Origin of the sequence: Pseudoalteromonas sp. L23 (genome assembly GCF_021728455.1) — a bacterium.
Classification (GTDB): Bacteria; Pseudomonadota; Gammaproteobacteria; order Enterobacterales; family Alteromonadaceae; genus Pseudoalteromonas.
The window spans coordinates 91,896-117,394 of record NZ_JAKKCW010000001.1 but is presented as its reverse complement, the minus strand read 5'-3'; the positions used below and the strand labels follow the sequence as shown (position 1 = coordinate 117,394).

Below are 25,499 nucleotides of genomic sequence, written 5' to 3'. Positions count from 1 at the left end.
ACTATGCCTCTTGTTTTTGGTTTTGGTCCAGTAGGTTGTATTTTTTCAAATAACCTCTAAGTTGATGATACGTCAAACCAAGGTTTTGTGCAGTTTTCTTTTGATTAAATTGACTAAATTCAAGTGCTTTTTGCAGCATTGTGATTTCATAGTCGTTGGAAAGCGATTTTAAATCACAAGGGAAGTCGAATTCGAGGGCAGGATCTGCCTGTTGTTCGTTACTCGGTTGCGCTGCAGGCAAAGGCTCAACTTTATGAATGGCAGCAGTTGTTGGCTGGGCATTTGGTGCTTTGATCCGTTGGCTCGGCCTAAATGGGCTAGCAAAGGGGTCAAACACAATATCATGAACCGGAATTTGATCATTGCCATGACGATATAAACTACGTTCAACTACATTTTTGAGCTCACGGATATTGCCGGGCCACGGGTAATCAAGCAGCTTTTCGATGGCTTTGCGGGTAAAGCCGCTAAATAACTCCCATCCTAAATCCCGAGCCATATTTATCGCAAAATGTTCGGCCAATAATAAGATGTCTTCTTTTCTCGCTCTTAATGGCGGTAAGGTGATGACGTCAAATGCGAGGCGGTCCAATAAGTCGTGTCTGAACTCTCCAGCATCGGCAAGAGTGGGGAGGTCTTCATTGGTAGCGCATACCAGTCGAGTATCTACTTTTACGGTTTGCTTGCCGCCAACTCGCTCGAACTCACCGTATTCAATTACACGCAAGAGCTTTTCTTGCACCATCGCAGAGGTATTAGCTAACTCATCCAAAAACAGTGTGCCACTGTTAGCGCGTTCAAATCGACCTTCATGGCGCTTGCTTGCACCAGTAAAGGCACCGCTCTCGTGACCAAATAATTCACTCTCTAAAAGGTTTTCGTTTAGGGCTGCACAGTTTAGTTTGACGTATTCCTGATCCCACCGCTCTGAGAGATAATGCAAACGTGCCGCAATTAACTCTTTACCTGTGCCACGCTCGCCAATAATAAGCACGGGCTTTTCTAAAGGAGCGAGCTGTGAAACCTTGTCTAGCACAGCTAAAAAGCTGTCAGATTGGCCTAATAAATTATCCTGTTGGCGAAAACGGCTCATATTGCCTAACTCTTAGTGGTTTTTACTAATAACTAGTGTATTTTAAAAAAAGTGATAACTAAAGGCTTTTTAAAAATAAAATAACCTTATGATTTTATTATGTTTTTAATTTTGTTAAAGTTGGCAAGCTATTTGATACATAGAAGTAAGCAATTTAGCTATTAACCAAAGAGGTAACCACTATGGGAATTTTTTCTCGTTTTGCAGACATAGTGAATTCTAATATCAATGCTATTTTGGATAAAGCCGAAGATCCAGAAAAAATGGTTCGCCTAATTATCCAAGAAATGGAAGATACACTAGTCGAAGTAAGATCGACCTCAGCAAAAACACTCGCTGAGAAAAAGGAGTTAACACGCCGTCTAGATCAGCTAAAAGCACAGGTAGATGATTGGCAAACCAAAGCAGAGCTTGCACTAAGTAAGGAACGTGAAGATTTAGCACGTGCTGCTTTACTTGAAAAGCAAAAGTCTGCGGAAGATGTTGCAGCCCTTGAAAAAGAGCTAGAGCATGTAGACACGCACATTGAAAAGCTGCAGCAAGAAGTCAGTACATTACAAGATAAACTGGCCGACGCAAAAGCGCGCCAAAAAGCGATTGTACTACGTCAGCGCTCAGCAGAATCTCGTTTAGAGGTGAAAAAGGCACTCGACAGCAGTAAAGTAGATGATGCCCTAAATCGCTTTGAGCGTTATGAGAGCAAAATCGATGGCCTAGAGTCGCAAATCGAATCTTACGATTTAGGTAAGAAATCTTTAGCGGATGAGATTGCTGATCTGCAAAAGAACGAAAAGATTGACGATGAGCTTGAACAGCTGAAAAAGAAAATGGCTGAAAAGTGAAAATAGTCGCACCTACTGTCAGGGTAGGTGCTAACCAACTACATTAATAACAGCCAGGTTGAAGGCAGGAGAAGATTATGTTTGACGCAGAAGTTTTGATGGCTCCGTTGATTATTTTTATGGTCATCGTGGCACCACTTTGGTTAATTTTGCACTACCGTAGCAAAAAGCAGGTAAGCCAAGGGTTAAGTGAACACGAGCATCGTCAGCTTATCGAATTAGCCAGCAAGGCAGAAAAAATGGCAGATCGTGTTGAAACGTTAGAAGCTTTACTTGATCAAGAGTCACCACAATGGAGACGCAAGTTATGAGTAGACTAAAGCGAGAGCTATATCGTGACCCAAGTCGCGGCAAGGTAGCCGGAGTATGCGCAGGTCTTAGCGATTACTTCAACATGGAGTTATGGCTTGTTAGGATTTTATTCATCACAGCCGTGCTATTATCTGGTGGTCCATTATTTATCGTCGTGTATGTGGCATGCTGGTTTATTTTAGATAAACGTGAAGTGACACCAAACCGTTCGCCTGATGCGAAAGATGAGGATAAAGTATCGGTGAAGTTTAAGGTGTGGCAAAAAGGCGAGCCGCCAAGACAGGCACTTTATGACCTAAAAGACAGGTTATCACGACTTGATGGTCGCATTCAGAACATGGAACGCTACGTAACTTCCCCTGAATTTACGGTTAGCAGAGAAATTGACAAGCTATAAGGCGGTATTGGCCGCCTTGGCATTTTCTTGAGGGGCACTTTTCTACTTATGACTACGTCACGTTTTCGAACCCCATCTTCCCTAGATAAGTTAAAACAACAAGCCAAAAAAACGCTCCACCGCTCTTTTGATAAGCATATAAAGCTTGCCGTAACCGGGTTTAGTGGCAGCGGGAAAACCGCATTTATCACGGCTCTTATCAAGCATCTGACTACCCAAACGAGCACCGACAACTTACCGTTTTTAGATGTCGTGAGTGAAGGGCGTCTTGTTGCGTGTCGTCCTGAGCCACAGAAGGCACTGGCGGTACCCACTTTTGACTATCAGCAAGCAATAACTTGTTTGTTGGAAGAGCCGCCAACATGGCCTGCGTCAACCAAACGTATCAATACCTTAACATTGGCGTTTAGGTATCATAGTGAACGCGGACTCAAACAGCACTTAGCGCAAACTCATACACTATACCTTGAACTATATGATTACCCGGGTGAATGGTTAATGGACTTGCCGCTACTTAAAATGACTTTTCCCGAGTGGTGTGAGCAGCAATTTGCATTATTAAATAAGCCTAAATATCAGCCATTTGCACAAACGTTTTTACAGCTCCTCGAGCAGTTTGATGGGACTGAAGCGGTGGATGAAAGTAAGCTGAAAATGCTTGCACAAAGTTACCATGCGCTTTTAGCGCAGTTGCAGCGGAATACTCGTTTATCTAACCTGCAACCTGGCCGAGCGTTGATCCCAGGTGACCTTGAGGGAGCGCCAATATTGCTGTTTTTCCCGGTACAAGTTCACCCAAACGACATTACCGAGCATTCACAATATCAACAGCTTGTGGAGCGTTTTGAAGCCTACAAAAAGCAAGTCGTCGCACCTTTTTACAAAGATTACTTTTGTCAGTTTGACCGCCAAGTCGTGTTAGTTGATCTATTGGGTAGCCTAAGTGATGGCTATGACACACTGAAAGAGCAAGAAGATGCGTTAAAGCAGATCCTCGCCATGTTTTCCCATGGTAAAAGTGGCTTTTTGTCTCGTTTATTTAACCCAAAAATAGATAAGGTGCTATTTGCCGCCAACAAATGTGATGGCGTTTTGAACGAGCAGCAGACCAATCTGACAAGGTTGTTAAATGAAATGTTGGTGGACAGCGCCAATGAGCTTCGCTTCAATGGGGTAACCGTGGACACGATGTCTCTCTCTTCGGTGAGAAGTGTTGAGTCGAGAGCGGTGAAAGAGGGGACGCAACATGTGCAATGTATTTACGGCAAGCCAGTCGGCGAGCAGCAGTTTATTAATTATGTACCACCAACCCCGCCCGATCACGTTCCAAAAGCGCAGGCTTGGCCCCGAAATGGGTTTGAGTTTTTAGCGTTTGAACCGCTACCTGCGAGGCAAGGAAACTTATCGCATATTAGGCTTGATCATGCTTTGCAGTTCTTAATTGGAGATAAATTAAGATGACAGATCAGACAAAATCTTACCAAGGCTCGGGTAGGCGCTTAAACATCGATACTGAACGCCAAGATGAGTCTCAACATTTGGGTGGTGAAGGCAAAGTTCTCGGCAACGAGCTGGTTGTGAGTGAAAGCCTTGATGCTGTGCCTGAACCCGAGTTACCGAAAATTGAACGTATTTACGAATCGCCTTGGCGATTTGGGTTTAAGCAGTGCTTTTTGCTTGCGCTATTAATACTTATCATTGTGGAAGCAGCACTGACCTTGATAGAGAGCTATGAGCAAAATATTCTGCTGTTTAGTCTATACACCACCGTGTTGTCTCTTGGTTTACTTGCGCTATTTAAGTTCTTATTTTCGGAAGTCATCGCACTTAGCAAGCTTAAACAACATCAGCAAATTAAGCATGATGCCCAGCGCTTATTACAGAGTGACCAAATTGGCGAGGCGCGAGCTTGGCTTGGGCCACTATTAAAAGCGCATCCAGAGCAAAAGGTTGCCGCATTTGAAGAGGCGTTACAGCCTCACCACACAGACAAAGAAGTCATCACTTTATATGAAAAAACTTTGCTCCGAGGCCAAGATGCTGAAGCTAAAAAGCTAATTCAGGAGCATGCAACAACATCGGCGCTCTTAGTTGCTTTAAGTCCACTTGCACTTGTGGATATGCTGGCGGTGCTTTGGCGCGGAGTCGTGCTGGTGGAAAAGATCAGCAAACATTATGGTATTCGATTAGCGTATCGTAGCCGCATCACCTTGTATAAAATGTTGTTGAAGCAAATGGTGTTTGTTGGCGCAAGTGAACTGGTAAGCGACCTTGCTGCGACCAGTGTGGGGGCTGAATTACTTGGCAAGCTTTCTACCCGTTCGGCACAGGGCCTAAGTGCTGGGATATTCACAGCCCGCTTGGGCTATAAGGCGATGGAACTTTGTCGACCATTGCCACGCTTGGAGCACAAACAAAGTCTTTTAAAAAATGCGATTAGCTCAGTCGTTGATGTGCTATTAAGGCGTAGCAAAAAAGATTAAGCGGCAACAATTTTATACACCTCTTTAAGTAAAATTGGCTAGTCACAATAAGTGAACTAGCCGTCTCCCCATCTGGCATGCTTGTCTATTATTCTAAACTGCCCTACATATTGGTTATTACACAAAAACGACGCTAATCAATTCACTACCATGTTTATTTGGTTGGCAATAATAAAATCAGCAGGCAAGTATGAAAAAATTAAGAGATGACAGTCAGTGTATTCACGGACCCAATCATTTTGACGACCCACATGGGGCGTTAACCGCTCCTTTGTATCAAACCTCAACATTCCACTTTAAAGACGCAGCGCAAGGAGCCGCACGGTTTGCCGGTGAAGAGCCCGGCTATATCTATACTCGCTTAGGCAACCCTACGACGCGAGAGCTAGAAGAAAAAGTAGCTCGACTTGAGGGAATGGAAGATGCTGCGGCGACCGCCACTGGTATGGGGGCTGTGTCTGCATCGGTGCTGAGCTTTTTGCAGCAAGGCGACCATATGATTGCATCAAGCGCATTATATGGCTGTAGCTTCGCACTATTTGCGCATATGTTGCCTAAATTCGGTATTGAGGTGTCATTTGTAGACTTAACCGATGAGCACGCGTTACGTGATGCGGTACAGGAAAATACAAAACTATTGTTTGCCGAAACGCCGATCAACCCCAACATGACGGTATTAGATCTGACAATGTTAGGAGAGATCGCTAAACAGTACGAGCTCTTGTTTGTCGTTGACAATACCTTTATGACACCGCTTTTACAAAAGCCTGTGAATTATGGTGCTGATCTTATTGTGCACAGCGCAACCAAGTATCTAAATGGTCATGGGGATGTGGTAGCAGGGCTCGTGTGCGGTTCAAAAGAGCACATAGAACTTATCAAATTAACCGTGTTAAAAGACATTGGCGCTACAATCAGTCCGCATGATGCTTGGTTAATCAATCGAGGATTGAAAACCTTAGCTTTGCGTGTACAACGCCACTGCCAAAGCGCACAAACGGTAGCAGAGTTCCTAGAAGCGCACCCTAAAGTGAATAAAGTCTACTACCCTGGTTTACCTTCGCATCCTGGTTACCAATTTCTTGGTGAACAAATGAAAGGGGCTGGTGGGGTAATTGCTTTTGAAATCAACGGCTCGCTAGAGCAGGGTGAGCAATTTATCAATGCGACTGAGCTGTGTACGTTAGCGGTAAGTCTAGGTGATCCGGAAACGCTCATTCAACATCCGGCATCAATGACACACTCTCCTTATACACAAGAGGAAAGGTTAGCTGCGGGAATTTCTGATGGACTAATTCGGATTTCAGTGGGGCTTGAAGACGTAGAAGACATTATTGACGATCTTAAGCAGGCGTTTGATAAAATATCGCTGTAAGTTAATTTTTACAAAGGGGGTGGGTTTAGCCCCTTTTTATTATGTGTGTAATTTTGGTTTTACAGGTGTGTATTTTATAGTTTACGAAAATGCTTGTTGTGCGAAATGTGATAAACGTGCGCACTATTAAACTTTCCTTCACTTTTACTTAGTATCAAAGTCACAAGTTGAAGCGCTCCGAACCATCAACAGGACGGCAATTGAAATTGCAAGATCATAAACTCGGGGTGAAGTAAGTGAGAATGTAAAATGGCTAAAGCAAGTAAATATGTATCTAAGCAGCCAGATGAAAATGGCGTTATTGCTTGGACAGATGAAGAGAACCAAATTTGGTCAGAGTTAGTTGCACGTCAGCTAGCGTGTATCGAAGGCAAAGCCTGTGATGAATATTTGGCGGGCCTTGAGAAAATTAACTTACCAAAAGACCGCATTCCACAACTAAGTGAATTAAACGAAGCACTAGCGAAAGAAACGGGTTGGCAGGTAGCACCAGTGCCGGCACTGATTGATTTTGATGAGTTCTTTCGATTACTTGCCAACAAACAGTTTCCTGTAGCGACCTTTATTCGCTCCAGAGAAGAATTTGATTACTTGCAAGAACCAGATATCTTTCATGAGATTTTTGGCCACTGTGCAATGCTAACAAACCCAGCATTCGCTGAGTTTACACACAAGTATGGTCAGCTAGGCTATGCCGCTGAGAAGAAAGATCGCGTATACCTTGCACGCTTATACTGGTTTACCGTCGAGTTCGGTTTAATGCAAACTGAGCAAGGTCTACGTATCTATGGTGGCGGTGTGCTGTCAAGCCCAGGTGAGACTCAATATGTTTACTCTGACAAACCAGAAATTAATCCGCTTAAAGTGTTAGATGTGTTACGTACACCTTATCGCATCGACATTATGCAACCTGTTTACTATACAATTAACTCAATCAACGACTTATTTGAGATCTCTAAAATGGATATCATGTCGCAGGTTGAACAAGCAAAAGAGCTAGGGTTATTTGAACCTAAGTTTCCGCCAAAAGAAAAACTAGCAAGTTAAGGAATTATCAATGTCTGATTTAAGTGCACAAAAATGTGAAGCGTGTCGTGCGGATGCGCCTAAAGTATCAGATGAAGAACTAGCGGTTCTGATCAAACAGATCCCTGATTGGGTACCTGAAGTACGCGATGGTATTATGCAGCTTGAGCGTGTTTACAAGTTTAAAAACTTTAAACAAGCAATTGCGTTCACAAACAAGGTGGGTGATATGGCTGAAGAAGAAGGCCATCACCCAGGTCTACTTACCGAATGGGGTAAAGTGACGGTAACGTGGTGGAGCCACTCTATTAAAGGTCTTCATAAAAACGATTTTATTTGTGCCGCTAAAACTGACGAAGTATTCGCAGCACAGTAGGTCGACATTTATGTCGACAAATATCGACAAATATCGACAACCCATGTCATATTTCGACCTACAAAATAAAAACGGCGCTAAACAAGCGCCGTTTTTATTCATCATTTAGGATAAAAGCCAAGAAAACGTTCGTCTTTTCATTTTCCAAGCAAATACAACTAGCGTTAGCAGACATAGATTAATCTATTTTTATCCCACCCTCAGGCTACGTAAACGTAGGGCTAATTATGCCATTAGTCCACAAGATAGCGGTTGCAGCAAGAATGATGACTAACAGCACTAGGCCACAAGTCACAACCGAGCTGGCATAAATAAACCCACGCTCCTCAGGAATATGCATAAGAATAGGCACGCCCGTATAAAGCAGGTAAACGGAGTACGCCAGTGCAACCATCCCAACCGATACGACAAACCAAAGCTCAGGATAAAATGCCGCAAAAGCCGACATAAACATTGGTGTTGCCGTGTAAGCCGATAACTCTAGAGTCTGTGTATAGGTCGGTGTTGAGCCAAAAGTGATGGCCATCCAGTGGGCGAGATACGCCAGAATAAAGACGCCTGCAATTAATGCGCAGTACATTGCAACACCAATTAATATTGCCGACTCATGAGTTAAATAGACAGCATCCCCAGTACCAACACTCCAGCCTAAGTAGACTGAAGAATAATACCCCATAATGCTTGGGATCAGCGCAACAAGTGCAATATGTGACAAACTGTAAAACATACTTTCGTGACGGTTATCAATTGTTTGCCACTCTTCGTGCGGGTGAGCATATAAGCCCCATAGATGATTAAAGATCATAGTTAGCCCCTCAAACATAGGTTTGTACTATTTTTGTACAATTCAATTAAGTTATGAGAGATGAGTTAATTTTTGTCAAGAAAATGTAGTTGAATAGCAATATTACTATTTTCAGAATGATCTAAAACTTCTTGGGGAATAGCCTAGTGGTGCACCTTGTAGCGAGAAGTTATGATAAAATGGCGCAAACACATTAGTCTTTTGTTGTTATGTTAGAAAAGTACACAGATTTACTTGCGCCTATTAACCAATTTTTAGGCTGTGAAACCCCGCAAGCTTGGATTGAAAAAGCAAAACAAAGCGAGCACTTACCATTGTTGCTTATCGATCATATGCATTGTGAGTTAAAAGCGGCACAAAGCGCGGCCTTCTTAATTCGTAAATATGCAATAGATGATGCGTCTGCAAAAACATTGTTAAGTTGGTTGCAACCTTACGAAGATTTTATTTATCGCAGTGTTGGTGATGGCGAGTTTTCAGGCAGTAAAAATGAATTGATTGGTGAGCTAACTGCACGACCTGAATATACTTACAATCAAGATATTTTGAGTAAGATGGTGAGGCTTATCAAAGAAGAGCTACATCACTTCGAACAGGTGCTAGAAATCATAAGGGCACGTGATATTCCTGTTGAGTACGTACAAGCATCTCGCTATGCGTCTGGAATGATTAAACACATTCGCACTTATGAACCCGCAGCTCTGGTTGATAAACTGATCATTGGTGCCTACATTGAGGCTCGTTCATGTGAGCGTTTCGCTAAACTTGCGCCACACTTAGATCAAGAAATTGCTAAGTTTTATGTGTCGCTATTGCGTTCTGAAGCCAGACATTACCAAGACTATATTGATTTGGCGCATCAAGTGGCCAACGCAACCGATCCTAAGCGCTGTGACGTAGCTGGGCGCATTCAACTATTTCAGCAAGTGGAAAACGAGCTTATCCGCTCACCGGACCTTGATTTCAAGTTCCACTCAGGTGCGCCTATTTAAGCACTAAATTTATTCAAAAGGGTGGCAAAGGAGCTGCTGTTTGCCACCGTCATCAACGACGATATATGAACTTTGTGAATACCAATCGCCAAGCACAGTGCGTACCTTACCGCCTTGGTATGTGTGCACCTTTGGTCTGTGGGTGTGGCCGTGGATCATATTGTCTACGCCATGTTTTGCGAACATGTCTGCCACTGCTTCTTCGGTGACATCTAGAATCTCGAGGGGCTTGCCTTTTTGGTTTTCAATGCTCTTACGTCTTGCATTTGCAGCGACTCTGCGACGATACCAAAGTGGCATAGCAAGCATCAGTCTTGGCCACCACCAACCGCGGCTCTTCTTACGAAACTTTTGATAGGCTTCGTCTTGTGTACACATCTCGTCGCCGTGCAAAATCACCGTTGGTGTGCCGTATAGATCTATCACCGCTTGTTCAGGTAGCAAAGTCATTTGGCATTCGTCAGCAAAGGCTTGTTTGATTAAAAAATCACGGTTACCGTGAATAAAAAATACTTGAATGCCAAGGTGACTCAAGCTTCGCAGTTTTTGTGCAATACTTAGGGCGTAGGGGTCTTTTTCATCGTCTCCAATCCACACTTCAAAAAAATCACCCAGAATATATAAAGCGTCGACATCGGCGGTCATATGATGGTCGAGAAAAGCGAAAAATGCGTCGGTGATATCAGTGCGGTGCTCGGTTAAATGCAAGTCGGCGATAAAATAGGTTTTACCCATGGGACCTCAAAACTAATAAGGCCAGCATAAATACTGGCCTTGAATAAAAAGTTGTATATTACTCAGCAACGTATGCTTTTTCGATGATCACATCTTCAAGCGGTACGTCTTGATGGAAACCAGAAGAACCAGTAGCAACACCTTTAATCTTATTTACCACATCCATGCCTTCAACAACTTCACCGAATACACAGTAACCCCAACCTTGCGATGTTTCGCTTGAGAAGTTAAGGAAGTCATTGTCGTTAACATTGATAAAAAATTGTGCAGTTGCAGAGTGTGGATCTGGCGTACGTGCCATTGCTAGAGTACCCACTTTGTTTGCAACACCGTTGTTTGCTTCGTTTTTGATCGGTGCTTCAACTGGCTTTTGCTCCATACCCGATGCGAATCCGCCACCTTGAACCATAAAGCCGTCGATTACACGGTGGAAAATAGTACCGTTATAAAACTCGCTGTTTACGTAGTTTAGGAAGTTAGCTACCGTTTCAGGCGCTTTGTCAGCGAAAAGATTAATACGGATTTCGCCGTGATTTGTTTCTAAAACAACCATGTTAGTGTCCATCGTGTTGAATGATAAAACCCTATTTTATATCAACTGGGCTTTTGTGAAAAAGCATTCCTTAAAAATCAGCGTAAAAAATCAAAAAACTGTCGTAATTTGTTATTAAAATCTAGAGGCGCTGCTATGCAGGTGGTATGATTAAAAGCACTTTTGTTAAAAAATGAACCGTACTTAGGAAGAAAACTACATGTTGCAGATTTTCAACACACTCACTCGCCAAAAAGCCCCTTTTAAACCGCTCAAAGAAGGCAAGGTTGATATGTACGTGTGTGGTATCACTATCTATGATTTCTGTCATGTAGGACACGCACGCACTTACGTTTCATTTGACGTAATGAACCGTTATTTACGTTATTTAGGTTATGACGTCACGTATGTGCGTAATATTACTGACGTGGATGACAAAATCATTAAACGCGCCGCGGAAAACAAAGAGTCGATTAATGATCTAACCGTTCGCATGACCAAAGCCATGCATGAAGACTTTACTGCGTTGAATATGCTACCTGCGGATATTGAGCCGACGGTAACAGGGCATATGGATGAAATCATCGAGATGATCGCGCGCTTGATTGAAAAAGGCCATGCTTACGTTGCGAAGGATGGGGATGTATTGTTTGATGTCTCAACGTTTGAGCAATATGGTCAGTTATCTCAGCAAGATTTAGAAATGCTACAAGCGGGCGCACGCGTTGAGGTCGCACAAGACAAAGATGATCCACTCGACTTTGTATTGTGGAAAAAAGCCAAAGCGGGTGAGCCTGCGTGGCAATCTCCGTGGGGCGAAGGTCGTCCGGGTTGGCACATTGAATGTAGCGCAATGAGTTCAAAGCATTTGGGTGAATTTTTTGATATTCACGGTGGGGGTTCAGATTTGCAATTCCCGCACCATGAAAACGAGATTGCCCAATCTTGCTGCGCAAATAATGGCCGTTATGTGAACACCTGGATCCACACCGGCATGGTACAAGTTAACAAAGAGAAAATGTCTAAGTCTCTTGGCAATTTCTTTACCGTACGTGAAGTGCTAAAAGCTTTTGATAGAGAAACAGTACGCTATTTCTTGATCAATGGTCATTATCGTAGCCAGCTAAACTATTCACAAGAAAACCTTGAACAAGCACGTTCGTCGCTTGAGCGTATTTACACTGCGCTACGTGGCGTTGAGCTGGTGGAAGTCGAGCTTAAAGGTAATGTTTACGCTGAACGTTTTGAGACAGCAATGAACGACGACTTTAACACGCCAGAAGCACTGCCAGTGATTTTTGAATTATCAAAAGAAGTGAATCGCTTAAAAGAGAGTGACGCAGAAGCTGCAGGTGAGCATGCATTTATTCTTGTGAAACTCGCGGAAGTCTTAGGTATTGCGCAACAAGACCCTGAATCTTTCTTACAAGGTGAACAAGACGACGACGAAGTAGCGCAAATTGAAGCATTGATTGAAAAGCGCCGCAGCGCTCGTGAAAATAAAGATTGGGCTGCAGCGGATGAAGCGCGTGATGCGCTAACTGCTTTAGGCGTTGTGTTAGAAGATAGCGCGGGCAAAACAACTTGGCGTAAAGCTTAATTAACCGTAGTTTAGGCTAATGAATAGCCGCTCTAGCTGTCTTGGTGACACAGGGCGCTGGAGTAGGGTTATTAAAAAATTGCGAGATAAGTAGCCTCTAGTATTATGCTGATCTATGTAATCAAATAGGCTGATGTCATTCGAACTATTCTCTTGGGCCTGTTCATCTTTTCTGTTCGATTTTTGTTCTCCTGAGTGTGTTTTGATCGCGACACTCGACTTACCGCCTAGTAATCTAGGCAAAAGTTGAGCAACAATGAACAAAGCGGACTCAGGTGAACCCAAAAGACTGCGCTAAATTGGCATTTTTCTGTGTTACCCCACAAGGATGTGGGGTAAGGTAACTTTGTAGGAGCACAAAGTCTTTGTCGCCTGACTCACATGGAATAGCTATGCTACGCAGGCTCTGTCTTGTAAAATACCAATCAAACTGCTGCAAAAACAAACTTGCAGGATAAACAGGCCCTATCACAGCCTTTAACTAAAACTCACTTCTAATATTTTCACAAAGTATTTTATCTTTTTCCTCTACATTCGAGGCGGAGATATTAGCACCCTCGTACAAAGATACTATGTACTTAACTATCGTTAGATAGTTCATATCTATATTGGAAAGAGGACAACCAACTCTTTCATCAGCAGTTAAAGCTTGCGGACTTAGTTGGTTAAATATTTATCAACATACACTTTTTAGACTAATCTCTAATAATAGTATTGGGGATCTCAATATGCTCATCTTTGAAGTTAGAATCGCGGGAAGTTAGATAACTAACTCTAGGCTTGGGTAAGAAATGAGTTAACTCATTGTTTTTAAATGTATATTAAATTATTTCCTTATCTAACCAAGGAGTTTTTGAGATGGCAAGGCGAGTTTACGCACCAATAGCTGGCTATTGGAAGTGAATTTAACGCAAGTCTAATGTTGATCACTCTGAGCATTACGAATTAAGGATGTTAGAAGGATTATGCCAGATTACAAAAAAGTGAGCATTTTAGTTATTGATGATGACCTCGTAAGCCGAGAGTTAATTGTCGAATGCTTAAAAATATATGAATTTGAGCAGATTGTCGCTGGAGACAGTGTTGCTATGGCGTATGATTGTCTGGCAAAAAATCGTTTTGATATTGTTCTGATGGATATTGGTCTACCAGATGGATCAGGGGTCGAAGTACTTACTTCTATACGAGCAAAACACTCTGCTATTTCACTGCCTGTTGTCATGATTAGCGGTGATGATGAGACTAACAATGTTGTGAAGTGTTTAGAATTAGGAGCTAACGACTTTGTAGCTAAACCTATAAACATTCAGGTACTAATGGCTCGTATTGGTACCATTTTGACTATTAAGAGACTAAAGCAGGATGTTGATGTTGCAAATGAACGCTTCGCGCTTGCAGCAAAAGGAGCACATGATGCTCTGTGGGACTGGTTTATTACCACAGATGAGATTTACCTTTCCGCTAGATGGAAACAGATATTAGGGCTAGAAGAGGGCGAAGTAGAGCCAGATTTTTCCACATTTGTAACGCGCTTACATGACGATGACATGCTTGGTTTTAAACGAGCCTTGCGTGCACATTTGTCTGGAGTGACAGACTACTTTGAATATGAATGTCGAATGCAAAATAAAAGCGGCGCATTTAGGTGGTTGTTGATGCGCGGTTCCGCTTTACGTTTTGATAATGGTAAGCCCTACCGGATGGCCGGTTCAATAAGTGATATTACTGAACGCAAAGTACTGGATCCACTGACTCAAACTCTAAATACTTCGGCTTTTCTCGACAAGCTTGATATGTACATTCAAGCGCGGAAAAGTAAGCAGCTTACTAGCTTTGCTGTGGTGCTGATTTCTATCGATCGCTATAAATTGATCAGTGACAGTTATGGTCACCATTTTTGCGATCACATGGCCGTTGAAGTTACAAGTAGAGTTACGAGTGTACTACAGCCTCAAAGCACTTTAGCCAGAGTAGCAAACGATAAACTAGCGTTTGTTATAGAAAACCCTGCTCCTATAAACGAGGTGTTGCTATGGCTGAATGAGGAAGTATTGGAAACGATGATGGTGCCTTTATTAGCAGGTGAAAAAAAGCTTCATATTAGCTTTTCTGCGTCGTTAGTTTTTGATACGCATTTATATCGATACTCACATGATATTTTGCGTGATGCTGAAATTGCATTAGCGGGTCTAATTCAACAAGATGGTGATAGAGTCCGAGTCTTCAAACCTACGCAACAGGTATCTTTAAAAGACAGAGTAGAACTAGAGGAAGCGATTCATCATGCCATCGAGCACGATGAATTTGAGCTCTATTATCAGCCTAAAATTGATGCCTATGGGACAATTCAAGGAGCAGAAGCTCTAGTAAGGTGGAGAAATCAAAATAACCAATTTATTTCGCCCGCTGATTTTATTCCAATCGCTGAGCAGTCAGGCCTAATCATTGGTCTAGGTAAGTTACTTTTTCGGCAATTATGTTGTTTCTTGGCTAAATGTAAAGACGCCGGCTTAACGATTCAAATTGCATTCAATCTCTCTGGGAAACAGTTTTTGGACCCGCGATTATGTGACTTTATGTTTAGTACTATGGATGAATGGAATATTTCGTCGCAGCAAATTGAGTTAGAAATAACCGAATCAACAATACTACATGATGTTGAAAGTGCTGTGCTCATTTTAAAAGAGTTTCAAGACCGGGGTATTACCATCTCAATAGATGACTTTGGCACCGGCTATTCTTCACTGGCGTATTTAAAAAGGCTACCTATTGAAAAGCTGAAGATCGACAAATCCTTCGTCGATGATTTACCACACAGTAAAGACGATGTGGCAATCGCTACCGCCATCATCAATATGGCACATGCATTGAATTTGAAGGTGGTTGCAGAAGGGGTCGAGAATAGCGATCAATTTACTTTTTTGACTCAGCTTGGTGTTGAGATGTATCAGGGCTTTTTGTTTTATAAGCCAATGCCTGAGGCCGCATTCCTATCCGTATTGGATGAACAAAGCAAAGGGAACATCAATGACGCTGGCACATAAACTTACCGTTACATTTTCTTCAATTTTATTGATAGTGGTATTTTCTTCGATTTTTATCTATCAAAAAACCGTAGATGTAAAAACGATGCGAGAGTACCTTTCTGATCATGTGCTACCAATGGTCAGATCGTTAGGTGTAATAGAAACTGAATTACAAACTTCTCTCGCGTTGCTACGTGGTTATATGCTGTTGGGGAATATAGAGACTGAAAGCAAGTATTTTATCGCAAAAAGAGCTAAGTCTTGGCGGATTATTGATAGGCAAACGACACGTTTATCTGAAATGAAGTTAAGTGGTCGTATAGCTATTTCACTCGACGAATTGAATGCACAGCTGAAGCAGTTTAGGGAGATCCAATACGAAATCGAGAATATCGCTTGGAGTCGTGAAAATACGCCCTCGAAAGACTTATTTACAAATAGTTTTAAACCCTCTTCTCAAAGCTTACAAGAAAGTCTGTCAACGTTAATTAACACGAATAAAGTGCCGCAACAGGCTTCTATTCAACTCGCTAACCTTCGCTATATTACGACGTTAATTGAAACTCAACTTGGCTATTATCTCTCTGGTGACTTTGATGGTGGCGAGTCAGAGCTTTACAGCAAGCTGAGTGAGTTTAGCAGTGTTATTGACAGTATAGATACTAGCTATCAATCAACGATGGGCAGTTCCGCATCGTGGTTGAATATTCTACGCCTCAAAGATATATATGTGGATAGTGCAAAAAACATAGTGGCGGAAAGGAATAAAAAAAACTGGAACAAAGCGCAATTTATTTTAACGAATCGTGCAATCCCTTTAGTAAATGATATTAATCTAACGGTCGATGAACTCGACCAGATGATGTCTATTCAAGAAGAAGAGCATGTGACAGCTTTATTTGATGCTGAAAATGCCATCCTCAATATTATTTGGGTAACCACCTTGGTTGCGATACTTCTGTCTCTTTTTGTTGCACTGGGGTTCTCACGTTTTCTCACCCGCTCTATTGGTGCAATTCAACATAAATCAGAAGAGCTTGCTCAGGGGTTCCTTGATGGTGAGCGACTTACTCTATCAAGCAATGACGAATTACATGAATTGTCCACAGCCGTAAATACAGTATCTGATAATCTCAAAGCGATTTTAGCTAAAGCACAACTGATGGCTCAAGGAGAGCTGGATGTGGAGTTTTCGCAAAGAAGCGACCGAGATTTAATCGCTCGAACTTTGTCGGATATGCGTTTGAGTTTTAAGCAAGTTGAGCAGCAGGCAAACCAGATAGCCAAGCATAATTATAATATTGATATACAGCAGCGAGGACCCAAAGATCGACTCTCATCGGCGTTGCGTGACATGCTTGAATCATTGCAACGGAGCGAGATGGAGAATAGGGCCCAGAGCTGGATTAAAAATGGCCTAAATCAGCTAAATGTTGAGTTGCGTAGCATCGACAAAACAGCTGTGTTGGCTGAAGCTTCAATACATTATCTTGCGAGCTATACAAAAGCATGTGTTGGCGGCATATATCTCGTTGAAGAGGATAAGTGCCAGTTACAAGCTAGCTATGCTTTTGACAATAGGAAGCAGTCGACACATACATTTGAGGTTGGCGAAGGGTTAGTTGGGCAAGTCATGAAAGAAAAGAAAATAGTGACCTTTAGCCCTGTACCTGAAGGCTATATTGAGGTTAGTTCTGGCTTAGGTAAAGCTCAGCCAACGGAAATCATTTTTTTGCCATTGTTAATTGAAGAAGATCTAAAAGGTATTATTGAGATTGCATATAGCGAAAAGCAAGATGAGGTCATCCAAGAGTTTCTCGCTCAATCGAGTGAGTCTATTGCTGTTATGCTGAATATTTTGCAAGCGCGGCAAAAGGTGGATGAGCTACTCGAAAAAACGCAAAAGCAGAGCTGTTTATTGGAAGAGCAAACGCAAACACTCCAATCGACTCAAGCGGACTTAGAACGAAAGCAAGACAAATTAGAGCAAAGTAATGTTGATTTAGAGCAGAAAACCGTTGAATTAGAACAGAAAAAGGAAGAGTTAGAGCAGCGAAATCTCAAACTTAACACCTTGAAAGCTGAGCTCGAAGCAAGGGCCGATGAGCTTCAACTTGCGAGCAAATATAAAAGCGAGTTTCTAGCGAATATGTCGCATGAGTTACGTACACCACTTAACAGTTTGTTGTTATTGGCAAAAGGCCTTATGAACAATGAGAGTGGGCAGCTAACAGACGAAGATGTCGAATCTGCAACCATTATTCACCAAAGCGGTAATGACTTACTCAGTTTGATCAATGAAATCTTAGATTTATCAAAAATAGAAGCTGGTAAGTTGGAGATCATTAAAGAGGAATTTTCAGTTAACTTACTACTTGAAAACATGAAAAGAATGTTTACTCCAGTGGCAAATGGGAAAAACATTCACTTCGAAATTAATGATCATTGCCAAGGAGCGCTTATCAACTCTGATAGAAAGCGTGTAGAGCAAGTTTTGAAAAACTTGTTGAGTAATGCAATTAAGTTTACCAGTGAAGGAAAAGTCACTCTTAGTACCGAGCAAATAACCTTTGAGGATATGGGCGATGCGCTTGAGTTTACTGTAAGAGATACTGGTATAGGGATTAGCACGTCTAAATTGTCATTAATATTTGAGGCTTTTCAGCAAGAAGATGGCTCTACTAGTCGAAAATTTGGTGGTACTGGTCTGGGGCTGACAATTTCAAGACAGTTGACCGAGTTGCTAGGGGGACTGATATCTGTTGACAGTGAAGTTGGTAAAGGTAGTACTTTCAAGCTGATATTACCATTTAATGGGAGCGCCAGTAATGTTGATATTCGTTCGTCAAAGCAAACGCATTCATCAGTGTCAGATAATCTAGCAGATATCTCCCGTAAGATAGGCGAAGAATCGACTTCAATGCTAGCTGGTGAGCAAGCTGGTTCTGTCCTAGAGAGTAATGAAGGAATGACTAAAACAGAGCAAGCTGTTGAAGCGCCCTCTAAAGCAGATAAAGTAATACTCGTAATAGAGGATAATGTTCAGTTAGCGAAAATAATTGCACAGATGGTAGCTAAACAAGGCTTTAACTCAGCTCTAGCACACAGTGCGGCGGATGGCTTCAAGTTGGCTGTGTCTATGTTACCTGATGGTATTTTACTGGATGTTGGTCTGCCAGACGAAGATGGCGTTCGTCTGCTAGAAAGGTTAAAGCGTCACCCCGAAACGATGAGAATACCGGTTGAAATCATCACCGGGCTTGAAATAAATGTTGAAAATGTGCTTCAGCTTGGTGCTTTAGGGATAACGAATAAACCATTGAAAGACGACGATATTGAGCGGCTTGCTAATCAGATCTCTGTTGAAAATCAACAGCATGTTATGCAGCTTTTAATGATTGCGTCATTGGTTGAACTGAAACGGTTGCAAACGGTGTTTGAACAGCAAAACGTCGCACTTGAATCTTGTCATGATATTACCACTGCTTGTAAGCTATTCAAGGAGATTAAGCCCCATCTAATTTTAATCGACGTAACCAGTATTCGGTCTGAGCAACTGATGAAATTGTTCGATGCCATATTAGAATACGATATCCCACCGAAAGTTTTGTTATACAACGCGCAATCGCCTGAAGTCCTGAGCCAACAACTCAAGGCGTATCAGGGACATTTTGTGGTATCTGAAGATGCACAAGAAGCCCATTTAATTCAATTAACAACATTATTTATGCATCGCTTAGAATCTGAGTTGCCAGAGATGCAAAGGGAGCTGCTGTATCAATATCAACATAATACTAATAGCTTAAAGGGTAAAAAAGTGTTGCTAGTTGATGACGATATGCGCAATACCTTTGCTTTAGCTAAGGTGTTAAACAAAGAGGGAATTGAAGTAAGCAAGGCATGTAATGGCGCAGAAGCGCTAGAGTTAATGACAGAACAAGAGTTTGACTTGGTGATGATGGACATCATGATGCCCGTGATGGATGGTTATGAAGCTATTGCAAAGATAAGGGAAAACGATAGATGGCAAACAGTACCTATAATAGCCGTTACTGCAAAAGCGATGGCAACTGAGCGAGTTAAATGTATTGATGTGGGTGCGAATGACTTTATCTCGAAGCCTGTTGATAGCAAACGCTTAATGTCAGTGTTACATGTTTGGTTGCAATAGAGAGTAAATAGCATAATGCAAAGTGATGCGTTTTCAATAGGTCTTGTAGTACGAGCATTGGAATACAAAAATGGTTATGCACTTGTACGTTACTCTGATGACTTTTTACAACAGCGAATTATTAAAGCTGGAAACGAGTTAGGCGTGTCGCATATCACAGAGTTGATTCCAAAAATCTTATCTGGTGAAAAGGAGTGTAGTGATGTGCTCGCCGAAGTAACTATCAACGTTACTAGTATGTTTCGGGCACCGCATGTATTCAAATATCTTCGGGCTTTACTCTCTCAAAACTGGGATAGCAATAAACAATATAGGATTGCACATATTGGTTGTTCAACAGGTGAAGAGGTTCTTAGTGCAAATATTATGTTGCTTGAACTGGGTATGTTGGGGAACACACGCAGCTTTGCCTATGACATAAGTCCGAGGGCGATTAGTGTCGCAAAGAAGTCGATATACAAAATTTCAGATTTTAAAGAATTTACGTGCAATTATTTTAGCGCTGGTGGAAAACAGGAATTTCGCAATTACTTTGAGTATCAATCTGGTGTGGTTCATTTTAATCCCGCCCTAACAGAACATACTATTTTTTCTGTTTGTGATGTGACGAAAGCCTTACCTGAGGGCGAGTTTGATTTAGTATTTTGCCGTAACATGCTTATTTATTACACTCAACACGCGCAGGATGAAGTGCTGTTAACAATCTCAAAAGCGATGAAAAAAGACGCATATTTGGTTGTCGGAGAGTCGGAGTCGTTACTTAATTCACGGCAATTTAAGGAGTTATCGAGTGGAAATTCGGTGTACAAACGAAATTGAGGATGTATGTCAAGTCATTGGTATTGGAGGCTCAGCCGGTGCGACGTCAGATTTTATTTCTATATGTCGCTTACTCAATGGAGAAATAATACCGCCGCTGGTTTTAGTACTACACTCTAGTGAAATAGGTGGGCTTGCGCTGCAGCAGACGTTATCTAACTTGATCCGTTACCCTGTATCTATTGCAATAGATGGTGCGCCCTTAGAAAAGAACCACATATACATCGCCCCCTCACGCCTACATATCAGCATTTCAACGGATCACTGTATTCGATTAGATGTTGGTGAACTTATCCATGGCTGTTGCCCTGCCATTGACAATCTGTTTTTAAGTATTGCCAATGTTTACCAACATCGAGCAATTGGGATTTTACTCTCTGGTGCCAATGAAGATGGTGTACAGGGTATGTTAGGGCTGAGTCAGGTCAACGCCTTAACAACTATACTTGCACCTGAACTTTGTGAGTTCCCGCAGATGGTAAGTGCGGCAAAAAGTACGACAAAAATCGATCTTGAACTTAGCCACTATTCGATAGCACAACTTATTGCAGGAGCAAGTCATGGATACTAATTTACCGAAAATACTTCTCGTTGATGATCGCAAAGAAAACATTATTGTGCTGCAAAAGTTATTGAAAAATGTGGCTGCAGAACGTATTGAAGCGGCTAGCGGTAATGAAGCATTGAAAAAGTTAGTAAAGCACCCTGATATCTTCTTAGTCTTGTTAGATGTAAACATGCCTGATATGTCTGGATTCGAAGTGGCCAGCTTAATGAGGGATGACCCAGCCTTAGTTGCCACACCGATCATCTTCATCACAGCAGGTGAGCAATCAAGAGAAGACCTAATTGAGGCATATCAACTTGGTGCAGTCGATTTCATTCACAAACCACTTAACGAAGATATTCTACTTGCTAAGGTGAATGTGTTTGTTGAGCTAAAGCGAAAGGAGATTGAGTTACAATACACAATGGCTCAATCAGAATATTGGCGCTGCTTCAATGAAACAGTATTGAATTCAGTGCCTAGCGCTATTTTTATTTCCAATGGTTTACCGGATTTGAAAGCGGTTAATAAGCCAGCTTTGGACTGTAGTCTAAAAAATGAGTTGAGCGACTATTTAGCTAGCCAAGATACATTAGTCAGTAAATTAAAAGAAAAGAACAATAATAGACTCGTTAAAACCTTATGGTGCCCTCAAGAAGGGACATCACTGCGTACTTTTACTATCACTTTAGAGCAGTTTCAACACAATGAACAACAACAAATTTTAGTGGTGCTAGACGATATCACCGAAGAAGAACGCGCGCGCCGCGCTGCTGAGGAAGCGGATCAGGCTAAGTCTACATTTCTTGCGAATATTAGCCATGAGATACGAACACCGCTGAATGGTATTTTAGGTATGACGAGCCTACTTGCAAGAGAGTCCCTTTCCAAAAAGCAAGCTGACTTTTTGCAAACGATCCACAATAGTGGTGAGCATTTGCTGTCTTTGATTAACGATGTTTTGGACTTTTCAAAAATTGAGTCAGGGAAGATGGAATTTGAGAATATTTCTTTTGATTTGAACGAACTAGTTGAAAATTGTGTCATGTTATATGCAAATAAAGCCCAAGAAAAAGGCCTTGAAATTGTCTATAACATTGAAGCTAATGCGCAAGTTACATGTATTGCTGACAAAACTCGCATTACTCAAATTCTCTGTAACTTGATTAGCAATGGAATTAAGTTTACCAAAGAGGGATATGTAAAAATACATGTCTCTAAAACAGGTGTTGAGCTACCTCATACCGTGCTCAGATTTTCGGTAAAAGATACTGGAATTGGTATTCCTAAAAGTGGCGAGCATAAATTGTTTGACGTTTTCACCCAAGTTGAAAGTGCCACCACAAGAAAATATGGAGGGACAGGACTGGGGCTGGCAATTTGCAAGAGTATCGTAGAAGCTTTAGGAGGAGAAATTGGATGGAACAGCCGCCAAGGCAAGGGGTCAGAGTTCTTTTTCACTCTACCCGTTAGAGTTAATCCAACAACAAGCAGTCCTTATACTCAAGGTGAACTCCCTGCTTTAAGAGGGAAGACCGTTGTAGCGGTAGATGATTTATCAGTAAACCTTGAAGTGATTAAGCACAATCTTGAATTATGGGGAATGAAAGTTTCTACCTTTCAGGACCCTCTAGATATAGAAGCGATAGTGTCAGATGCGCAATCAGCAGATTTGGTGATTCTTGATTACCAAATGCCGGAAGTAAATGGTATTGAGCTTGCTGCGCAATTAAAAGAAAAGCTCATATATGGGCCACCAATGATGCTATTTTCGTCATCAACAACGCTACCTAATAACGCGCGAAACCTTTTTGAGCATATAGCATATAAGCCTTTTAGGTTATCGGCATTTTATGATGCCTTGATGAGCACATTGTTTGCAGGTTATCGCCATGAATCCAATAGTGAAAGCACCCAAGCGATTGACCAGTTACCTTATTTAGCAGAAAATTATCCACTAAAGATCCTCGTAGCAGAAGACAATCTCGTTAATATTGAGCTTATGAAGCACTATCTTGGAGCATGTGGCTACAAAGCGGACTTTGCTGAAAATGGACAAATTGCTTTAGATAAGCTTTGCGAGAAGCAATATGATCTCATATTAATGGATATGAGAATGCCAGTACTTGATGGATTGCAAACTACGCGCGAAGTGTTCCGTATTTATGGCGATCAAGCTCCTCAAATAGTGGCTCTGACAGCTAATGCAACCGTTGCAGATAAAAAGCAATGCTTAGCTGCAGGTATGGTTGATTTCTTGACTAAACCAGTTGTAGAAGCTGACTTGGTCTCTTGTCTGCAGAAGTGCTCGAAAAAACTACGGTCTGAACAAGTTAGCACACCACCAATTGAGAGTAGTGAGTGTGAAGCAACACCTAAGGTGACTAGAGAACCAGACTCTGAGTTATTGGACATTGATAGACTAAACTCTTTGCCTTTAGCACTTCTGTGTAACTTATCTAAAAGTTTTGAGCGCAGCATTGATGAAGAAATTTCTAATTTAAGGTCTTGCCTCACCTCTGGTGATGTCGGTGAGTTGGCTAAGCTTTTTCACAAAGTTAAGGGAGCTGCGATGAACCTCGGGTGCTCAAAGCTTGGTCAGCTTAGTTCTAAATTACAAAGAGAGTGTGAAAGCAACAAACAGCTACCAACTCCAGATGTAATCACTGATTTTGAGGCCTTATGTACAACTAGTTTAATTGAGCTGAAATGTTACCTTGAATACAAAGGAGCATAAAGAAATGCGGTATTATCGCTATTTTTAACAGAAAGCCTCCTGCAGTGGTGCGGAGGCTTTTTATTTGTGCTGCTAAGGCGTTAATGTCGCCTTAAACTCAGGCGCTTTGCGTGCATTAGTCAACTGCTCGAAAGCATAGGCAAGCTTGATTAATTTCGCTTCGCTATAAGCCTCAGCGAAGAAAGAAATACCCAGCGGTAGCTCATGATGAAAACCCATCGGTACTGTAATGCTTGGATATCCTGCAATCGCGGCAGGAGATGACGAGGAAGCGGAGAAATTATCACCGTTAATGATATCGATACTCCAAGCTGGGGTATTCGTTGGTGCGATAAATGCGTCAAGGCGATGTTCTTGTATTATTTTATCAATGCCTTGTTGGCGGGCAAATTTTTTAACCAAAGCTTGGGCTTCTTGATATCGGTGTTCTGTGATATCGCCTTTCTTTGCTGCTTCCTCTATCAAATATTGATCAAAGTACTTAATGGTGGAGGGATGTTGCTGGTTGAATTGGATGAGCTGGTTTAGGTTTTTTACTTTTACCTGCTCTGGTGTCTTGGCAAGGTAAGCATTGAGATCATGTTTAAAGTCATAGAGCAAAATATCCAATTCGGCGGAGCCTAAAGCTTCCAGCTCAGGTAAGTCTAACCCTTCAATTATTTCTGCGCCATTTGCTTTCATGGTTGCAACGGCTTTTGCAAATACCGCTTGAACTGCTGGTGGAAACTGACCTAGATGACTGGTGATAGCAATTCGTTTGCCTTTGAAACTGGCTGCATTTAAGCCTTGGGTAAAATCAATCGGCTGTTTTGCATCGCTAACGATAGCATTGAGCAATAAGGCGGCGCCCATCACCGACTTTGCCATAGGGCCAGCGCTATCTTGGCTATGACTAATAGGAATAATGCCTTCACCAGAAACCAAACCGACAGTCGGTTTAATACCTACAACGCCATTATGTGCTGAAGGACAAACAATAGAACCGTCAGTTTCCGTACCAATGGCGAGCAGTGCAAGACCTGCGGAGACGGCAACAGCAGAGCCGGAACTTGAGCCACATGGTGTTCTGTCTAACACATACGGGTTTTTGGTTTGACCACCGAGCGTGCTGTAGCCGCTCGAGCTGAAACTTGATTTAAAGTTTGCCCATTCACTTAAATTGGCTTTGCCAAGGATGATAGCGCCGGCTTGTTCTAACTGGATGATAAGCGGTGCAGCTTGGGTTTTGACGTTGTGTTGCAGGGCGAGCGCGCCTGCGGTTGTTGCCATTGGCGCCCTGGTGTCGATATTATCTTTAACAATAACTGGCAGGCCATGAAGTGGCCCTCGGTATTTTCCCGCGCGTAGTTCGGCATCAAGCTTTTTAGCGTCTTGTAAAGCGTTGGGATTGAGCGTGATCACTGCATTGAGCATAGGGCCACTGTCGTCAAGTTGTGAAATCCTTTTTAAATAAAACTCAGTGAGTTGCGTTGCTGATAAAGTTCGATTTTGTATTTTGGTTTGTGCTTCGAGCGTGGTAAGGTCCGCAAGCGATTGACTATAAGCTGGCAACGCAAGCGCGAGACAAGTGGTTAAAGCGAGTAGGGATTTTTTCATGACGTATTTTACCAATCCGCAGTAGTATTGTTGTT

Annotated in this window: 20 protein-coding genes; 15 read left to right on the top strand and 5 right to left on the bottom strand. The window is 42.1% G+C overall.

Annotated features, from left to right (window positions below):
- Nucleotide 1 precedes the first annotated feature (1 nt).
- Nucleotides 2-1,093 (bottom strand): phage shock protein operon transcriptional activator, encoded by a 1,092-nt coding sequence (gene pspF / locus L3V43_RS00525; protein WP_237115917.1) that lies wholly within the window; start codon nucleotides 1,091-1,093, stop codon nucleotides 2-4.
- 182 nt (nucleotides 1,094-1,275) lie between these two features.
- On the opposite strand from pspF, the gene pspA reads away from it, so the two are divergent.
- From pspA to L3V43_RS00485, 8 genes are all read left to right on the top strand, one after another.
- On the top strand, nucleotides 1,276-1,935 hold the full coding sequence (gene pspA / locus L3V43_RS00520; RefSeq protein ID WP_010371188.1) for a phage shock protein PspA: 660 nt from the start codon (nucleotides 1,276-1,278) through the stop codon (nucleotides 1,933-1,935).
- 77 nt (nucleotides 1,936-2,012) lie between these two features.
- Complete coding sequence (gene pspB, locus L3V43_RS00515; protein ID WP_010371190.1) at nucleotides 2,013-2,246, top strand: envelope stress response membrane protein PspB; 234 nt, start codon at nucleotides 2,013-2,015, stop codon at nucleotides 2,244-2,246.
- On the top strand, nucleotides 2,243-2,644 hold the full coding sequence (gene pspC / locus L3V43_RS00510) for an envelope stress response membrane protein PspC (RefSeq protein ID WP_010371193.1): 402 nt from the start codon (nucleotides 2,243-2,245) through the stop codon (nucleotides 2,642-2,644). The genes pspB and pspC overlap by 4 nt, the downstream gene beginning before the upstream one ends.
- Before the next feature lie 48 nt (nucleotides 2,645-2,692).
- Nucleotides 2,693-4,105 (top strand): YcjX family protein, encoded by a 1,413-nt coding sequence (locus L3V43_RS00505; RefSeq protein ID WP_237115918.1) that lies wholly within the window; start codon nucleotides 2,693-2,695, stop codon nucleotides 4,103-4,105.
- The gene (locus L3V43_RS00500; RefSeq protein ID WP_237115919.1) at nucleotides 4,102-5,127 is read left to right on the top strand and encodes a TIGR01620 family protein; all 1,026 of its coding nucleotides are present in this window, start codon (nucleotides 4,102-4,104) and stop codon (nucleotides 5,125-5,127) included. The genes L3V43_RS00505 and L3V43_RS00500 overlap by 4 nt, the downstream gene beginning before the upstream one ends.
- 190 nt (nucleotides 5,128-5,317) lie before the next feature.
- Nucleotides 5,318-6,502 carry an aminotransferase class V-fold PLP-dependent enzyme gene (locus L3V43_RS00495; RefSeq protein ID WP_235366673.1) on the top strand — a complete coding sequence of 395 codons (1,185 nt, stop codon included), beginning with the start codon at nucleotides 5,318-5,320 and terminating at the stop codon, nucleotides 6,500-6,502.
- Between the two features lie 249 nt (nucleotides 6,503-6,751).
- Nucleotides 6,752-7,549 carry a phenylalanine 4-monooxygenase gene (phhA, locus tag L3V43_RS00490; protein ID WP_010371198.1) on the top strand — a complete coding sequence of 266 codons (798 nt, stop codon included), beginning with the start codon at nucleotides 6,752-6,754 and terminating at the stop codon, nucleotides 7,547-7,549.
- Nucleotides 7,550-7,559: 10 nt separating this feature from the next.
- Nucleotides 7,560-7,904: a 4a-hydroxytetrahydrobiopterin dehydratase gene (locus L3V43_RS00485; RefSeq protein WP_010606741.1), complete on the top strand. Its 345-nt coding sequence runs from the start codon at nucleotides 7,560-7,562 to the stop codon at nucleotides 7,902-7,904.
- Nucleotides 7,905-8,109: 205 nt separating this feature from the next.
- On the opposite strand, the gene L3V43_RS00480 is transcribed toward L3V43_RS00485, so the two are convergent.
- The gene (locus tag L3V43_RS00480; RefSeq protein WP_010606742.1) at nucleotides 8,110-8,709 is read right to left on the bottom strand and encodes a Yip1 family protein; all 600 of its coding nucleotides are present in this window, start codon (nucleotides 8,707-8,709) and stop codon (nucleotides 8,110-8,112) included.
- Nucleotides 8,710-8,918: 209 nt separating this feature from the next.
- On the opposite strand from L3V43_RS00480, the gene miaE reads away from it, so the two are divergent.
- Nucleotides 8,919-9,701: a tRNA isopentenyl-2-thiomethyl-A-37 hydroxylase MiaE gene (gene miaE, locus L3V43_RS00475; protein ID WP_237115920.1), complete on the top strand. Its 783-nt coding sequence runs from the start codon at nucleotides 8,919-8,921 to the stop codon at nucleotides 9,699-9,701.
- 9 nt (nucleotides 9,702-9,710) lie between these two features.
- Here miaE and L3V43_RS00470 read toward each other — a convergent pair whose 3' ends face one another.
- Nucleotides 9,711-10,436: a UDP-2,3-diacylglucosamine diphosphatase gene (locus L3V43_RS00470; protein ID WP_237115921.1), complete on the bottom strand. Its 726-nt coding sequence runs from the start codon at nucleotides 10,434-10,436 to the stop codon at nucleotides 9,711-9,713.
- Nucleotides 10,437-10,494: 58 nt separating this feature from the next.
- Complete coding sequence (locus L3V43_RS00465) at nucleotides 10,495-10,989, bottom strand: peptidylprolyl isomerase (RefSeq protein WP_010371206.1); 495 nt, start codon at nucleotides 10,987-10,989, stop codon at nucleotides 10,495-10,497.
- A 199-nt stretch (nucleotides 10,990-11,188) separates the two neighbouring features.
- On the opposite strand from L3V43_RS00465, the gene cysS reads away from it, so the two are divergent.
- The 6 genes from cysS (at nucleotide 11,189) to L3V43_RS00435 (ending at nucleotide 23,868) form a co-directional block, all read left to right on the top strand.
- Complete coding sequence (cysS, locus tag L3V43_RS00460) at nucleotides 11,189-12,568, top strand: cysteine--tRNA ligase (RefSeq protein ID WP_102057128.1); 1,380 nt, start codon at nucleotides 11,189-11,191, stop codon at nucleotides 12,566-12,568.
- 965 nt (nucleotides 12,569-13,533) lie between these two features.
- Nucleotides 13,534-15,612, top strand: coding sequence for an EAL domain-containing protein (locus L3V43_RS00455; protein ID WP_237115922.1), 2,079 nt, complete (start codon nucleotides 13,534-13,536; stop codon nucleotides 15,610-15,612).
- Nucleotides 15,596-19,765: a response regulator gene (locus L3V43_RS00450; RefSeq protein WP_237115923.1), complete on the top strand. Its 4,170-nt coding sequence runs from the start codon at nucleotides 15,596-15,598 to the stop codon at nucleotides 19,763-19,765. The genes L3V43_RS00455 and L3V43_RS00450 overlap by 17 nt, the downstream gene beginning before the upstream one ends.
- A gap of 15 nt (nucleotides 19,766-19,780) precedes the next feature.
- Complete coding sequence (locus L3V43_RS00445; protein WP_237115924.1) at nucleotides 19,781-20,584, top strand: CheR family methyltransferase; 804 nt, start codon at nucleotides 19,781-19,783, stop codon at nucleotides 20,582-20,584.
- On the top strand, nucleotides 20,556-21,155 hold the full coding sequence (locus L3V43_RS00440) for a chemotaxis protein CheB (RefSeq protein ID WP_045989860.1): 600 nt from the start codon (nucleotides 20,556-20,558) through the stop codon (nucleotides 21,153-21,155). Before L3V43_RS00445 ends, L3V43_RS00440 begins: the two co-directional genes overlap by 29 nt.
- Complete coding sequence (locus L3V43_RS00435) at nucleotides 21,145-23,868, top strand: response regulator (protein ID WP_237115925.1); 2,724 nt, start codon at nucleotides 21,145-21,147, stop codon at nucleotides 23,866-23,868. The genes L3V43_RS00440 and L3V43_RS00435 overlap by 11 nt, the downstream gene beginning before the upstream one ends.
- A 72-nt stretch (nucleotides 23,869-23,940) precedes the next feature.
- Here L3V43_RS00435 and L3V43_RS00430 read toward each other — a convergent pair whose 3' ends face one another.
- Nucleotides 23,941-25,464: an amidase gene (locus L3V43_RS00430; protein ID WP_102057127.1), complete on the bottom strand. Its 1,524-nt coding sequence runs from the start codon at nucleotides 25,462-25,464 to the stop codon at nucleotides 23,941-23,943.
- Nucleotides 25,465-25,499: the final 35 nt, after the last annotated feature.